The following is a 14,632-nucleotide window of genomic DNA, read 5'->3' on the forward strand; positions in this document are numbered from 1 at the left end:
ACACCTAATTGTACTGATAGTTTTGATTAATACGATTACCTCACCGACAGCTATTAGCCAAAGCAGGCCTTCTCAGTAGAGTATTCAAAGTCCGCTCAACAACAAGCGGACGGTCAGGATTTTGAGCCTGAATTTCTGCCATTGGTTAGGAGCGAACATCAATTATAGCATCCCTCTGGCCTTTCCTTTGTGAAGAGAAGCCACTGGCACGGAAGTTCTTAAAGTCCCTATTTTGCTCGCTACTGCCCCTAGTCGGACGGCTTTTTCTCATTTAGCAAACCACCAAAGTAAAAGCCTATAACTGTCAGAAAAGAGGCCTTTAGAAACTCAGGCACTTCTTTCTCCTTAATAAGAAGGTATGCTGAAACACCAATTAAAATAACAGCAAGCCAGCCCGTTATATTAAAAATTATTTTTAAAAATCCCCACTTATCAGTATGTTTACCAACTGCTGCATCCATTTGTTGTATCAACTGGCTTTCTTTCTCGGCGTGATTTTCAAATCTGCTTGTGAAAACTACCCAAAGGAAGAGGCTGTCACCTTCCTCTTGATAATTCACTTTGGACACGAACCCATCTAAGAAAGTATCTTGACTTATAACTTTGTGGTTGGTACTTCGGGGTTTGGACTGCTTTACTATCTCAACAGATTTTTTTCTAGAGTCTAAGGGCACTCCTTGACCTCCAGGCCAGCACGGCGCATGTATTCATCTAATGTGCCTAACTGATCTACAATTTTGGCAAATCGATATTGCTTGCGAGTGATAGTTAGTGTCTGTCTATTGGGTAGTGGTAATGTGGCCCTATGACCATCGACAGAAACCATGAACATTTCTTCAACAAATGAGGCCCCATAATAAATCTCATATACAACGCGATATGCTGCGGGATCAGGATGTTCGGTAGCCCACTCTTCACCAGAGAATTTATCAGTATCGTGATCAATATCAGGCCTTTCAATACGGATATTCAGATCTTTTTTGTAAGTATATTTTCCTCTTTCATCGCTAAAGATCCAGTCATCCTGTTGAGATGTGTCAATTACGGACATTAGTTCGTCATAAGTCATTAGGACTCCGAGTTTACAATTAAAAGTTATGTTTGTATTATCTACCAATTGCGCAAATTCTCAACACCTAGTATTTGATGTCAGTAAAGAAAAATAGCTTACTGCTGAGTTTTTGAGGTAGTGATTATAAGTTTAACTGTGCTTAATATTTTAGGTCTAGTCTAAGTTCATTCTTACCATCTATAACCATTTTTATGAAACTAGATATGAAAGGAAGTCCAAGAAAAGAATCTGATAAAACTTTTTGGCCAAAAATATTGAGAGTAGCTCACTTGAAAGGTGGTTTGACAGCTATTAATTCGCCCAAAACCCCCAATATTATCAAGCTAAAACAGTTAACCCTTGATTCTAAAGCTATCGAAATAACGCTGACTGCTTACAGAGATATTGCTTTAGCTCTTGATAAATCTGGATTTGGAGAAATAATAGGCATAGACTTCTACGAGACGGAGGATCAGATAAGAGGAATACAGCAACCTCAGTGGATGGTAAACAGCCCAACCAGTCATGCCGTAAATGGATTATTTGAAAATTACCAGTTTTGGCGAAAAGTTTGTCACCATGCCTATACCTCTCAAGAACCGAAAATACTAGATATAGCCGGACGTATAGCCCAGCAACTCAGGACCTTAGAAAATTCTCTAAGGAAAATTTCACTGGCGTATCAGCGTCAAATTTCCTCTATAGACTTTAAAGAAATTGATAACGTTAATTCGTTTTCAGATAGCAATACTTCTAATATTTTTGATAGCTTCCAACATTTTTTATTCGATGCTTGCTCGTTGAGGGATTACCTTTCTGAAGCTGTTAATGAATTTATAGTTTCAAGAGAGTTTCCAAAGCAGAAAAAAATGATAACAAGCCATGCAAAGCTTGTTTCGTTACTGAAAAATATGCCTAAAAAATCTAATTTACTAAATGGTATATTGACTGCCAGTGAAGAAAATGGCTGGCTCGAATTACTAACAAGTTATAGAAATATAATAACGCACGTATGTCCGATATCTCAGCTAAGTTTTCAATCTTCGATTTTTATCGAGAAGATTAATATTGTTTGCGATAAAAAGGTTGCAAGAATAAAAGCTCCCATACCTGCAAACCCTAAAGAAATTCGGTTTGAACGAGAAGTGACAAGAAGTAATTTTTCAGAGCTAGAAAGGATTCAAAAAGAATTTCGAAAATGTTCTAGAGATGCTGAAAACTCTCTTGATATGCTTGAATATTGTAGCGGAATAACTAAAAAACTCGTCGCTTACTCTTTCGAAATTGCAGCTGCATCTGACTTGGAGGCACCAACTATAAAACTATCACTTTGAGGGTAAAAGTAAACCGAGTTATTTATAAACTTAATATCCGCAATTCGCTCAAAGCTGGAACTGAAAAGCCAAGTCATGAAAGTCCGCTTCACGGAGCTGCCGCCCACGAGTTTCAGTACCAACGGCAGCTACCGGCACTAAACAAACTGTCAGACCTGATTAAGCTCTACCATGGTATTGTGTTAACACCAAGCGATTCTGTCGGTCTTTAGTTACCACGCGACTTTATCGCCCTCTGTATTTAAAGTTAAATCTTGATCTCAGCTTTCCCATCCCTGTCTTTGGTGTGAAATTCTGATTTGATTTTGGGATATCATTACTTCACAGCCTAATCTCAGGGTGAGATCTCGTATTCAAAATTCTCACTCCTTACTTTGGCATGAAATACTGATCGGGCGTTGATGTCATAGCGTGATTTTATCGTCACACACATCCGGGAGGTTAGTAAAATCAAAGTCTCAGCCAGTTTATTTATTTTTGACCTGTAACTCAAAAAGACAACACATCAGAGTGAAACGCCACTAGTTCAGCAGACACATCATGACCATACTAAATGCCTACTTTACGCACAAAGTTGACTAATAGGTTCACACTATTAGGTGAACAAGGTCAAACGTAACCTCACAATACTCCAGCCCAAAGCCCGATTAAGTCTGACAAAGAACGGCAAGGAAGCTTCTAGTATTTTGTAGCTATTCATCCCAACCACTTCAAATTGGTTAAAGAAACTGCCAAAGTAAACCTGAAGCGCGAAGCGCGCAGATATCAATATCTATTTAGTAAAGGACAAGAAGTAATTAAAGGAGCACGCATGCCAACATCAGTAACTGGAGCATTCAATGCTTTTCAGAAGGAGACGGTCAATCTCGACTCATATAGAACAAAAAGTGCACGGTCAAGTCGAGATTGGTTGGTCGGCAAAATAAATGCGTTTGATAATTTTTTCCCCTTGTACACCGACAAGCACATTTCCTTTGGCTCTTTTGCAAGAAGAACAAAGATACGCCCACTCGATGACATAGACATGATGATTGCCCTTACAGGGCAAGGGTGTTCATACTCGGAGGATGGATTTGGCAAAATCACCATTCATGTACCAGATGATTGCGATGCATATAAGCATTACCGGCACGCATCCGCTGATTCATTGAACTCTATTCGGATAGTAAATGAATTTGTCAGGAAGCTGTCAAACATTGATCAATACAAGTCCGCGACCATAAAGCGAAACCAAGAAGCAGCTGTCCTCAATCTAAAATCCTATGATTGGGCATTTGATATTGTCCCTTGTTTTTTCACTACTGAAGATGCGTTAGGGAGAACGTTTTATATTATCCCCGATGGAAATGGCTATTGGAAAAAGACAGATCCGCGAAGGGACCGTTATAGAGTGACAAACATCAATACGTCTTGCTCCGGTAATATGCTGAACGTGCTTAGGCTCGTTAAGTATTGGCAAAAACGCCCAACAATGCCATCTATGGGGTCATACCTTCTTGAGTGCATGGTGCTCAATTACTTCGAAAATAAGGGCACTTGTTCTCAATTCCAAGACATGGAATTGGCAGGTGTGTTTGACTACATCGCTAATCATATTTTTGCAAATGTTCCTGACCCGAAAGGCATTCAGACAAACTTGAATGACAAGCTTTTATATGAAGAGCGTGAGAAAATCTACAACAAAGCCACTGCCGACGCCATAGTAGCTAAAGAGGCAAGGAATTTAGAAAACGACGGTGATCACAGAGCAAGTATTAATAAGTGGCGACAAATTTTTGGTAATAACTTTCCGGAGTACGGCTGATGGAAAATGACATTATCAGGAAACAAAACCAAGAAGTTTCTATCAATATGATCGCAGCATTCAGGCAGAAATATTCCGATATAAAACGCGTAAGTTTTATACAAGTGGTGTTGTCTGTTTGGTTGTCGATTGTATTGGGGGTACTCGCTTTGGCTTTGAAAAGCCAGTTAGTTACTGGAGTAATCGGAGTACCACAACTTGATATAAGTCTATACGTTTCGTTTTATTGCGTTGTGATAGCGCTTGCAGATTTGTTCCTGTTCAACAAACTAATCGACTCTGGGAAAGAGTTGGCAGCCAAGATTCAAGAGAGATTTGATACTAATGTTCTCGGGATTTCATGGAACATAACGTTAGCCGGAACTACGCCAGATGCGGAGGTTATATATAGTCTTAAGAATAAATTTTACAGAGTAAAGGGTAACAAAAGGGAGCACCTTACTAACTGGTATAACCCTAAAGTTGAGGACGTCTCTCATCACAAGGGTGTTCTGCTGTGTCAACGAATGAACCTTTATTGGGATAAATCTCTTCGACAGGCGGTAAATGGGCGCATTCTTATTGCATTGGTTTTCTGGTGTACAGTCATACTGATAGTCGCATTGGCCCAAGACTTATCTCTTAGGACATTGCTTCTTGCAGTGGTTTGCCCTTTGCTACCGATCCTAAGTTTCTCTCTAAAGCTAATTTCTGATAACAACAAATCTATTGCAAACCTGACGAGGTTGAAAGAAGTCTTGGAGTCCGCTTGGATGGATGCAACAGGCCAAGGTATTACAATTGCGAAACTTCGAGAAGTACAGAATGAAATCTATCAACACAGGAAAACAAACCGGCCTATATCAGACCGATTTTATTGGAAGCAAAAAGATGAATTCGAAGGCGATGCACAATACAGCATTGAAGAAATGATCGCAGAGCTAGAGCCACAAACCGCAATGGCCTGAGGATGACCAATGAAAACCCAAAAAGCTCGAGACTTGAGAGCTGCCAGTGAAGTTTGTGGCCAATATCTACGTCTCTAGTACGCTGAGACTGTAAAATAAATGCTCAGCGTTTTCGATTCAGAGATAAAACTTGTTGGTAAAGAACGGTGCGAATTGTAAAAATCTCTACGGGTCAATGGCAGAAAATCGTACACGGTAGACTACAAACGCTGAATATCAGGCTATTGATTTTTGCCTTATAAATCTACACAAATGACGAATGTTAGCCGATAGATACAAGTTAAGGTGAGCGCGCACAGTGAAATTGTGTTCTTCTTACAATTTTAAGTGTGTAAATAATTTAAAATACCACAGTCCCTAATGGTTTTGTCTTGGTCACACGATGACGCCATATTTTCGAGTGATGACTTTAATGCGTTTAGCTCTTCAATGCGAATAATGACGTCTGATAAATGCTTAGCTATTAACGTATTGATATTTGAACAGCTCTGATCTGGCCTCGAACGACTGTCCATTAGCGTTTTTACTTCCATGATAGACATATCTAATGAACGACACTGTTTGATAAACAGGAGTTGTTCAATAGTCCCCTTGTCGTAGACACGATAATTTCCACTTGAGCGCTTAAGCTCAGGCAAGAGCCCCTTCTTTTCATAAAAACGAATGGTCTGAATACTACAGCCTGTCGTCTTTGCGACATCACCAATTTTCATTTTTTTCTCCTAACCGTTGACTCTATACCAAGTATAGACTTTATACTCATACTATTCATCAGTAAAGAGTGTGTTTCTAATGAGCGGATGTGGGTGCGAAGTTGAAATAAAAGACCAGTCTCAACGACAGGTTTTGTATTGGCTTTTGGGAATAAACGCGACAATGTTTGTTATAGAAATGGGGATCGGGTTGCTTGCTGATTCAACCGCATTAATAGCCGATTCACTTGATATGCTCGCCGACGCAGTTGTCTATGGTGTTGCCCTTTATGCTATTGGTAAATCGCTATTGCACAAAGCCAATGCGGCTAGAATTAGCGGCTTTTTTCAGATGGCACTGGGTGTGTTGATTATCATTGATATTGTAAGACGGTCAATTTACGGTAGCGAACCTGTATCGGGACTAATGATGGCTATGGGGGCAGTTGCACTGGTTGCTAATGTCATTTGTCTTGTGATCATACGCAAACAAAGAAATGAAGAAGTGCATATGCGGGCAAGCTGGATATTTTCAGCCAACGATGTGATTGCCAACTTAGGTGTTATCTTTGCTGGCGTTTTGGTGTTTTGGCTCGATTCTCGATGGCCTGATCTGGTTATCGGTGTGATAGTTTCGTGCGTTGTGTTGCGCGGGGCAAAAATGATCCTCGAAGATGCTGGAAATGAAAGACAGCGAGCGCTTAATGCGCAAAGTTGATAAGAAAATGCCAATTTTTAATTGCACATCAAAACTGCGTAGGTTGGCATGGCTACTTATTACTTTGCTCATGTGTCAATCGGGCTTTTCGTTCGCCGCTCAATGCGATGACTACCCTGCGGAGGTATCGTCAGTCCCTGAACAATCAAAGTCGATAGGCACTTATGATGTTCCCGAAAAAAATGTAAATGCTGGTGATAATACGTCGAGTGAAGAGTCTAAGTGTTTCCATTGTGTGCTGTGTCAATGTGGACAGATTAAGTTTCTGGCACAACACCCAATAAATGACGTATCTAAACCGTTATATACCAATCAATACAGTTATTCCCGCAACGTCACTGACGGCCTAGTCGAAGGCCTTTTGCGCCCACCTCAACATTAATCCATTCCCTCCTATATGTTTGCATGGGTGCTTTCCATGTATGTCGTTATCTTATGAACAAAAGGTTCTTTTATGAGTTCTTCACGCCCATTGGGCATAAAAAAAGCTAGCTCAGCGTATCTGAAATTGATATCTGCTGCACTGGTAACCATGAGCATATCTGTTCAATCTGCCAATGCGCAAAAGTCTTCAATCACGCTTGAAAATGCGCTCAAACGCACATTATTAAACAACCCAGATTTAGTTGTGTTCGAATTTAAATCTTCGGCTTTGGATGGTGAATCAAAAATGGCCAGCTTACGACCTGAAATGTCTGTTGGGGTTGAAGTTGAAAATGTGTTGGGAACAGGCGAAGTGTCTGGTATCAAAGATGCCGAATTGACACTGACCTTATCGTCGGTCATCGAGCTTGGAGATAAAGTCAGCGGCCGAATGAATGTGGTGAGTTCAAAAAAAGCACAACTGCTTACACAACGGCGCATTCGTACGCTGGACATCTTGGGTGAAACAACTCGACGATATATCAATGTCATTGTCCAACAAGCGTTGCACAAGACTGAGCAACGAGCTGAAATGCTGGCTCGCACAATGCTTCAGACAGTCTCTACACGGGTTGAAGCGGGGGCTTCTTCACCACTTGAGAAAAAACGTGCAGAGTCAGCGTTGTCGCAGGCGCGTTTGTCGTTATTGATAAGTGAACAAAAACTCAATGAGTATAAACGCGACCTGGCCATCATGTGGGGTGACACTAACGCTGCGTTTGCGGAAGTTGAAGGGACACTGTTATCGTTTCCAAATTCACTATCACTTGAACATATGCTTTCACAGCTTCAAAGCAATCCACACGTTCTGCTTTATGCTGATAACTATCGGGTACAAGAGGCCAGATTGAGAGTGGTTCAGGCCAGTCAGCAGTTCGACATTGCGTGGGAAGCCGGTATCCGAAGAATGCAGGGAATTAATGACACAGCGTTAGTCGCCAGTATTTCGGTGCCGTTAAATACCAAGCAGCGGAATCTAGGAGAATACGAACAACAGCGCGCATTGCTTGACAGTATCGACTATCAAAAACAAGCGAAAATTCGTGAACTCACTCGCCAATTAAATCAAGTCATTAGCGCAAAAGACCAAGCCTTGCTCACTGTTACGACCCTTCAAGACAATGTCGTTCCCACATTGGAATCTGCATTGAAATTGGCGCGGGATGGCTATGAAAGTGGTCGCTACAACTATATAGAGTGGGTGACAACGCAACAGCAACTCATAGATATGCAACGAACACTGATAAAAGCCGCAGGCTTAGTCCACCTTCGAAGCGCAGATCTAGAGGCACTTACGGGAATTCCCGTGTTTTCTGACTCTCCCTCGACGTCTGCTCAATCATCAGAATTACTAGAGAAAAAATAATGAATACATCACAATTTACATTACTCACTAGCGCACGTTACTTGCTTGGCGTGTTAGCCATGCTACTTACTTTATTGTTTGCTACTGTCGCCCTGGCTGATGATGACGATGAGGAAGCCGAAGAAAGACCCGAGTACGTAGTATTATCTCAAGAACGGATGCTTAAACACGATATCGTGACTGCTTCAGCCGCGTCAGGATCATTATCGCTCACAACCAGAACGTTTGGGCGGATAGTTCATGATCCTGCGTCACTGAGTCATATTCGTGCCCGCTTCGACGGTGTTGTAAAACGTATCATGGTGAATATTGGAGATAAAGTAGAAAAAGGTGACACGCTGGCAATCATTGAGTCAAACGAGAGTTTAAATCAATACTCAATCACCTCACCGATGTCTGGAAAAATCATAGCTAGACACGCCAATGATGGTGAGCTCACCAACGGTCAAGTGCTGCTTTCTGTTGCTAATTACTCTCGCGCAATTGCTCAATTGGCTATTTTCCCCAAACAACGTACTCATATTGCCGCTGATATGGAAGTCACTTTAAGGCTTGAGGAATTGCAGCAACAATCAAGTATAAGCCACATTACGTCCTCACCGGATGACAAACCCTATTCTATCGCGTTTGTGAACGTTGATAATGGCAGTGGTTATTGGCCTTTAGGCGCTATGGTAGAGGGTTATATTCAGATTGGTTTCCAAGAAGTCAATCTGGCACTCCCCAAAAGTTCAATACAAGAGTTAGATGGGCAAACCATTGTTTTTGTCAAAGAAGGGGAACGATTTTACCCCCGCCAAGTAAAACTTGGGAACACGGACAACCGTTTAGTAGAGATTGTGAAGGGCGTTCAAATAGGCCAGCAAGTCGTTGTAGAAAATAGCTATCTACTAAAAGCTGATTTATTAAAAATGGAGGCGGGCGATGATGACTAATTACCTGCGCATTTATTGTCAAAAGCAAAGCCAAGTCCATAAAAACGGTGAGGTGAGAGCATGATTGCACGAATACTCCGTCTGTCGATTGAGCGCCGTGGTGTCATGATGTTGTTCGCCTTGTTTGTCGCCTTTTTTGGTATGTACAGTTACAAACAACTGCCGATTGATGCTGTGCCTGATATCACCAACGTGCAAGTGCAGATAAATACCGCAACCCCAGGTTACTCGCCTTTGGAGACTGAGCAACGCATAACGTTTATAGTTGAAACCTCGCTGGCCGGTTTGCCTAATTTATCGTATACCCGATCGATATCACGCTATGGCTTGTCGCAAGTCACAGTCGTGTTTAAAGAGGGCACCGATTTATATTTCGCACGAAATCTCGTCAACGAGCGTCTCACCGCCATCGCGGCGCAATTGCCAACAGGGTTAACCCCTGAAATGGGCCCTATCGCCACAGGCTTGGGTGAAATTTACATGTACTCGTTAAGTGCTGAGCCTCAGGCGCGACAGGACAACGGTCAACCCTATGATGCTATGGCATTAAGGGAGATCCATGATTGGGTAGTTAAGCCCCAATTGTCGCTTGTTGAGGGGGTGACCGAGGTTTATGCGGTAGGCGGATTTGAAAAGCAATATCATGTGAATCCTAATCCAAACGCAATGATAAACTTTGGGATAAGTACAGGTGACCTTCTCAGTGCGCTAGAACGCAACAATGCGAATCAAGGCGCTGGTTTTGTAGAACAAAATGGGCAACAAGTACTGATCAGATCGGAAGCCCAACTGAAGGGCATCGACGATATCGGCCAAGTGGTTGTTAAGGTCATTGATGGCGTACCGGTAAAAATTCAAGACATCGCCCAAATCAACCTCGGTAAAGAGCTGCGCTCTGGAGCCGGCACGTTAAATGGCCAAGAAACAGTGATTGGCACGACAATGATGTTAGTGGGAGAAAACTCTCGTACGGTCGCCAAAGCTGTGGACAGTAAGCTCGAAACCATTAAAACAAGCTTACCCGAGGGCGTTATCCTTGAAGCGGTTTACGATAGAACAAGCCTCGTTGACAAAACCATCGACACAGTACAGAAAAACCTCGTCGAGGGCGCTTTACTTGTCATCGTTGTGCTATTCGTTTTGCTTGGGAATGTGCGAGCTGCACTTATTACAGCCGCTGTAATACCCCTGGCAATGCTTGCCACGATATCGGGTATGGTCAAAACCGATGTGTCTGCTAACTTAATGAGTTTAGGCGCACTTGATTTTGGCTTGATTGTCGATGGCGCAGTTATCATTGTTGAAAACTGTATCAGGCGATTATCCGAATCCCAGAAGCAAAACGGCGCAACTCTACCGCTCAAAGAAAGACTGAATGTTGTATATGAAGCCACTAATGAAGTCATACGTCCCAGTTTGTTTGGTGTATTGATCATTACCATTGTTTATATCCCCTTGTTCACGCTCACTGGCGTCGAAGGTAAAATGTTCCACCCCATGGCAGCGACCGTGATAATGGCTTTGCTTGCCGCAATGGTATTTTGTTTTACCGTAGTGCCTGCGGCGATAGCAATTTTCATGAGAGGTAAAATTAGCGAAAAAGAAAGCCCAATTATTAAAGGTGCAAAGGCAGTCTATCGTCCTGTTTTAACGGGAGCGCTGCGTTTTAGATGGCTAGTGGTAGTAGCAGCGAGTGCTTTGGTTGTCGGCAGTTTATGGATGGGCAGTAAATTAGGCTCCGAGTTTATTCCCCAGCTCAATGAAGGTGATATCTTAGTACAGGCAATACGGATCCCTGGGACAGGGGTAGAACAAGCAGTTGAAATGCAAAAAACTCTTGAAGCGAAACTTATGCAGTATGAGCAAGTACAGACGGTATTCGGTCGCACGGGTACGGGTGAGGTCGCCACCGACCCTATGCCACCAAACATTACTGATACGTTTGTTATTTTAAAGCCTCGGGAGCAATGGCCCGATCCATCAATGACAAAAGCTGAGTTAGTGGAAACGTTTGAAGAGGACTTGTTTACTTTGCCCGGCAATAATTATGAATTTACGCAACCTATACAAATGCGTTTTAACGAATTGATTAGTGGCGTAAGGGCAGATTTGGGGATAAAGCTATTTGGGGATGACTTAGATACGCTCTTTGCATCTGCTTCTGACATTTTGACCGTTATTTCAACGATTGAAGGAGCTGATGACGCGAGGCTTGAGCAGGTAGAAGGCATTCCAATCTTCACCGTCACACCAAAGCCTGATCAATTGGCACGCTTTGGTTTGGATATAGCCGACTTGCAGTTATGGCTCAATGCTGCGACAGGTGGAGAAACCGCTGGAATGATTTTTGAAGGCGACAGACGCTTTGAGATTGTCGTGCGATATGGCGACGACATTCGAAATGAACTCACTCAGCTTGAGAGCGTTCCCATCGTCACGCCCTCTGGTGAGCATGTACCGATAAGCGAATTAGCCACACTGGCATTTAAAGAAGTACCTAGCCAAATAAGCCGGGAAAATGGCAAACGTAGTATTGTTGTCACAGCAAATGTGCGTGACAGAGATATTGGCACTTTTGTTGAAGAAGCTCAGGCGAGAATCAATGATGAAGTAGATTTACCTGCTGGTTATTGGCTCGACTATGGTGGAACCTTTGAGCAGCTCGAGAGTGCGAGTCAACGATTGACTATTGTGGTACCGGTTACGTTGTTTGTGATTTTGACAATGCTGGTAATTGCGTTTGGTTCTATACGCGATGCGTTGATTATCTTCACAGGTATCCCTTTGGCATTAACAGGCGGTGTAATGTCTCTTTGGTTAAGGGATATGCCTTTATCCATATCCGCGTCGGTAGGATTTATCGCGTTGTCTGGGATTGCCGTATTAAACGGATTGGTAATGCTGTCCTTCATCAAGCAACGTTTGCTAGAAACCGGAGAATTAGTGAATAGCATTGTTGAAGGGGCACTTATTCGCTTGCGTCCGGTATTAATGACAGCACTAGTGGCAAGCCTTGGATTTGTGCCCATGGCGCTCAATACGGGCATAGGTGCAGAGGTGCAACGGCCTTTGGCCACGGTGGTCATCGGCGGGATAATATCGTCAACCTTGCTAACACTGGTAGTGCTGCCTGTACTCTATCGACTCGTGCATAGTAAAGGGGAGCAGTAGTGTTCTTGGGCATTTATTCGTAAATGCCCAAGTTTTACCTGAACGATTTTTAGGTACCTATTGACTCTTTATTAAGTATAGACTTTACAATCATATTCTTAACGTCATGTACGATAAGGATAGATATGGTTTCGCTTATTTTAATATCTGTATCTAACCTTTGTGAGCCCAACCCATTCGCCCTCGGTGTTCTAAGCGGGGGCTTTGTTTTTTATAGCAGGCAAATCACTTCCTCGAACTCACCATTTCGCCAGAACCCAAGTGATTTTTTTCCTCTGGGCGTGATGCGTTCAATGTAGTTTGGGAAATCGGTGTGCTTACCGTAAAGCGTATTCCCGTGAGTTAACAGTTCATGACTGAGAGCATCAGAAAGACTATCTCGTGAGATCTGTTTAGCTAACTTCAGCACATCAAGTGAGTTGATCATAATTATTTTCCGGTAAGCTTATCAAATAAGTACCCAGAACTTTCTTCATTAAGCGAGACACTATGTTTGGCGGCAAAGGCTCTGAGCTTTCTATCGTATATAGTCATATTACGCTCATCGCGACAGAAGAACTTTATAGTTGCTTCATTCTCGTAATAGTAAGCCCGAATATCGTTTTCACCAGCGTCGATGTTAATGCCTCCATCATTTAGCCAGTAAGCTTTCTGACCAGCGACAAAGTTCTCCTTAGCAAATGACGATAAGATGTCTTCAACTTGCTTAGGCGCTACAGCGAGAAAGTGAGTTTGGCAATAAGGCATGAACATCGGCTTTGGTTGCGTTGTTATCTATCAAGCATAGCTAAGAACTGACTTTGAATATCGATCTTTTTGTCAGTAATCTTTTTTCACTGCGCCAAGCTTGAGCAAGCCATCATAGCGAAAGCAATGCACTCTCTTACATACTCCAGCGCCTGTTTTATAAGCGTTACTACCGTACCTTTGTTAAGCCGAATACTGCCCAAGGTCGGTGGCCCAGAAGCCGTGAAAATAGCAGTTACCTTGCAAAGGGAAGGCTCCTTGATGCACCTGCCTACGCCGGAATTCTCGGTTTCAGTAAGAGGGTTGCTTGAGTGACCACTGACTTCAAAATCAAGCCATCATCAATAAAGTTCATAGGTAAACCTCTGGTAACAGTATAAAACTCCTTACTCTTTTCAGATCTCCGCGCAAGTTGCATTTTGCTGTAAAAGTTGTTATTAACACTAAAATTCTGATTAATAAGTATAAAACTGTTATTTTTCCTCAATGCTTTTTCGTGTAATCACTTACTCGAACGGCCTGTTGTGGTTGACGTAGATGTAGCGGTCAATATGACATGGCCAGTCCAACAACTCTAATTACATGGCCAAAGTCACTGTTCCACTACAGCTAAAACAACTCACAGGTCGGAGCCTGCATTAATTGGGATTGCTCAAATAACTCACAGATCTAAATTTTCCATCAGGTAGATTTAACAACATTAAAATATTATACTTCTGCCGTGGGAGTACCGTTTAGTGAGCTAAGAGCGGTTGAGGATAAATCGTTACCGTTGGAAGGTAAACCACCTTCATTTGATGACAACCTTATCATCCATGGCGATAACCTCGTAGCCATAAAGACGAGCATTTAAATGGAAACGATGACACTAGAGGCTGTTGATCTTTGAACATTATTTGTTCAGCAGTACATTGGTAGCCACATCATCATGAATGCCAATGCGACTGTACTGCTATAGTTTCGAGCTAGCTTGTCGTATCTTGTTGATATTGCCCGGTACCTTTTTATCCTCAAAAGCGCGTTTTCAACAAGATGCCTATATCGATACAGGCACCAGTCCATATCGTCATTACCTAATTTGTTATTTCGTTTGCGTGGAATATTGGCATCTGCTCCACTTTCTTCTACGTAAGCTCTAAAAGCTTCACTGTCATAGCCTTTATCAGCACAAACAATATTGGCTTGTGGGGAGTTTATTATCAGACTTTGTGCATGTACGATGTCGTTCACTTGACCACCGGATAGTTCAAAATAAACGGGCAGGCCACCGCTATCTACCGCAAGGTGAATTTTCGTTGAGTTACCACCTCGACTTTTTCCGATGGCCTCATCTTGTTTACCCGCAGCACCGCTACTATCCTGATGCGCTTTAACTATACTACCATCAAGAAACAACCATTCTGGGTCACCCTCGGAGGCTAAGCTTTCAAATAACTTTTGCAAT

At 42.5% G+C, this 14,632-nt stretch carries 14 protein-coding genes; 8 read left to right on the forward strand and 6 right to left on the reverse strand.

From position 1 onward, the window contains the following. Window positions 1-248: 248 nt before the first annotated feature. Window positions 249-674: a hypothetical protein gene (locus tag MHN09_RS19430; protein ID WP_061095011.1), complete on the reverse strand. Its 426-nt coding sequence runs from the start codon at window positions 672-674 to the stop codon at window positions 249-251. After that, the gene (locus MHN09_RS19435) at window positions 665-1,069 is read right to left on the reverse strand and encodes a hypothetical protein (protein ID WP_061095010.1); all 405 of its coding nucleotides are present in this window, start codon (window positions 1,067-1,069) and stop codon (window positions 665-667) included. Before MHN09_RS19435 ends, MHN09_RS19430 begins: the two co-directional genes overlap by 10 nt. Window positions 1,070-1,275: 206 nt before the next feature. Between MHN09_RS19435 and MHN09_RS19440 the strand changes: the two genes are divergently transcribed. The 3 genes from MHN09_RS19440 to MHN09_RS19450 all read left to right on the forward strand — a co-directional run bounded on the left by MHN09_RS19440 (window position 1,276) and on the right by MHN09_RS19450 (window position 5,136). Then, on the forward strand, window positions 1,276-2,385 hold the full coding sequence (locus tag MHN09_RS19440; RefSeq protein ID WP_239241747.1) for a hypothetical protein: 1,110 nt from the start codon (window positions 1,276-1,278) through the stop codon (window positions 2,383-2,385). An 811-nt stretch (window positions 2,386-3,196) separates the two neighbouring features. Then, on the forward strand, window positions 3,197-4,189 hold the full coding sequence (locus MHN09_RS19445) for a hypothetical protein (RefSeq protein WP_061093932.1): 993 nt from the start codon (window positions 3,197-3,199) through the stop codon (window positions 4,187-4,189). Next, window positions 4,189-5,136, forward strand: coding sequence for an S-4TM family putative pore-forming effector (locus MHN09_RS19450; protein ID WP_061093931.1), 948 nt, complete (start codon window positions 4,189-4,191; stop codon window positions 5,134-5,136). Before MHN09_RS19445 ends, MHN09_RS19450 begins: the two co-directional genes overlap by 1 nt. 323 nt (window positions 5,137-5,459) lie before the next feature. Here MHN09_RS19450 and cadR read toward each other — a convergent pair whose 3' ends face one another. Next, window positions 5,460-5,849, reverse strand: coding sequence for a Cd(II)/Pb(II)-responsive transcriptional regulator (cadR, locus tag MHN09_RS19455; RefSeq protein WP_015065929.1), 390 nt, complete (start codon window positions 5,847-5,849; stop codon window positions 5,460-5,462). Window positions 5,850-5,928: 79 nt separating this feature from the next. On the opposite strand from cadR, the gene MHN09_RS19460 reads away from it, so the two are divergent. The 5 genes from MHN09_RS19460 (at window position 5,929) to MHN09_RS19480 (ending at window position 12,441) form a co-directional block, all read left to right on the forward strand. After that, a complete protein-coding gene (locus MHN09_RS19460) occupies window positions 5,929-6,546 on the forward strand; it encodes a cation transporter (RefSeq protein ID WP_015065928.1) in 618 nt (205 codons plus the stop codon). Beyond that, complete coding sequence (locus tag MHN09_RS19465; protein WP_004588585.1) at window positions 6,533-6,928, forward strand: hypothetical protein; 396 nt, start codon at window positions 6,533-6,535, stop codon at window positions 6,926-6,928. Before MHN09_RS19460 ends, MHN09_RS19465 begins: the two co-directional genes overlap by 14 nt. Window positions 6,929-7,000: 72 nt before the next feature. Further along, complete coding sequence (locus MHN09_RS19470) at window positions 7,001-8,335, forward strand: TolC family protein (RefSeq protein ID WP_061093930.1); 1,335 nt, start codon at window positions 7,001-7,003, stop codon at window positions 8,333-8,335. Further along, a complete protein-coding gene (locus tag MHN09_RS19475; protein ID WP_061093929.1) occupies window positions 8,335-9,270 on the forward strand; it encodes an efflux RND transporter periplasmic adaptor subunit in 936 nt (311 codons plus the stop codon). The genes MHN09_RS19470 and MHN09_RS19475 overlap by 1 nt, the downstream gene beginning before the upstream one ends. 60 nt (window positions 9,271-9,330) lie before the next feature. Then, entirely contained in the window at window positions 9,331-12,441 is a 3,111-nt protein-coding gene (locus MHN09_RS19480) for a CusA/CzcA family heavy metal efflux RND transporter (RefSeq protein WP_061093928.1), read from the forward strand. Window positions 12,442-12,652: 211 nt separating this feature from the next. Here MHN09_RS19480 and MHN09_RS19485 read toward each other — a convergent pair whose 3' ends face one another. From MHN09_RS19485 to MHN09_RS19495, 3 genes are all read right to left on the reverse strand, one after another. Continuing rightward, window positions 12,653-12,868, reverse strand: coding sequence for a hypothetical protein (locus MHN09_RS19485; RefSeq protein WP_061093927.1), 216 nt, complete (start codon window positions 12,866-12,868; stop codon window positions 12,653-12,655). Between the two features lie 2 nt (window positions 12,869-12,870). Further along, window positions 12,871-13,188: a hypothetical protein gene (locus tag MHN09_RS19490; protein WP_069945574.1), complete on the reverse strand. Its 318-nt coding sequence runs from the start codon at window positions 13,186-13,188 to the stop codon at window positions 12,871-12,873. A gap of 900 nt (window positions 13,189-14,088) precedes the next feature. Beyond that, window positions 14,089-14,632, reverse strand: a 544-nt coding sequence (locus tag MHN09_RS19495) for an IS5 family transposase (protein ID WP_239241748.1), incomplete at its 5' end; no start/stop codon positions are given.

The organism is Alteromonas sp. MmMcT2-5, from assembly GCF_022348315.1.
Taxonomy (GTDB): Bacteria; Pseudomonadota; Gammaproteobacteria; order Enterobacterales; family Alteromonadaceae; genus Alteromonas; species Alteromonas macleodii.

What these genes read in the sequence shown, in the direction of transcription:
- MHN09_RS19435 (WP_061095010.1), bottom strand. Translation starts at nt 1,069, where the DNA reads ATGACTTATGACGAACTAATGTCCGTAATTGACACATCTCAACAGGAT.
- MHN09_RS19440 (WP_239241747.1), top strand. Translation starts at nt 1,276, where the DNA reads ATGAAAGGAAGTCCAAGAAAAGAATCTGATAAAACTTTTTGGCCAAAA.
- MHN09_RS19445 (WP_061093932.1), top strand. Translation starts at nt 3,197, where the DNA reads ATGCCAACATCAGTAACTGGAGCATTCAATGCTTTTCAGAAGGAGACG.
- MHN09_RS19450 (WP_061093931.1), top strand. Translation starts at nt 4,189, where the DNA reads ATGGAAAATGACATTATCAGGAAACAAAACCAAGAAGTTTCTATCAAT.
- cadR (WP_015065929.1), bottom strand. Translation starts at nt 5,849, where the DNA reads ATGAAAATTGGTGATGTCGCAAAGACGACAGGCTGTAGTATTCAGACC.
- MHN09_RS19460 (WP_015065928.1), top strand. Translation starts at nt 5,929, where the DNA reads ATGAGCGGATGTGGGTGCGAAGTTGAAATAAAAGACCAGTCTCAACGA.
- MHN09_RS19465 (WP_004588585.1), top strand. Translation starts at nt 6,533, where the DNA reads ATGCGCAAAGTTGATAAGAAAATGCCAATTTTTAATTGCACATCAAAA.
- MHN09_RS19470 (WP_061093930.1), top strand. Translation starts at nt 7,001, where the DNA reads ATGAGTTCTTCACGCCCATTGGGCATAAAAAAAGCTAGCTCAGCGTAT.
- MHN09_RS19475 (WP_061093929.1), top strand. Translation starts at nt 8,335, where the DNA reads ATGAATACATCACAATTTACATTACTCACTAGCGCACGTTACTTGCTT.
- MHN09_RS19480 (WP_061093928.1), top strand. Translation starts at nt 9,331, where the DNA reads ATGATTGCACGAATACTCCGTCTGTCGATTGAGCGCCGTGGTGTCATG.
- MHN09_RS19485 (WP_061093927.1), bottom strand. Translation starts at nt 12,868, where the DNA reads ATGATCAACTCACTTGATGTGCTGAAGTTAGCTAAACAGATCTCACGA.
- MHN09_RS19490 (WP_069945574.1), bottom strand. Translation starts at nt 13,188, where the DNA reads ATGCCTTATTGCCAAACTCACTTTCTCGCTGTAGCGCCTAAGCAAGTT.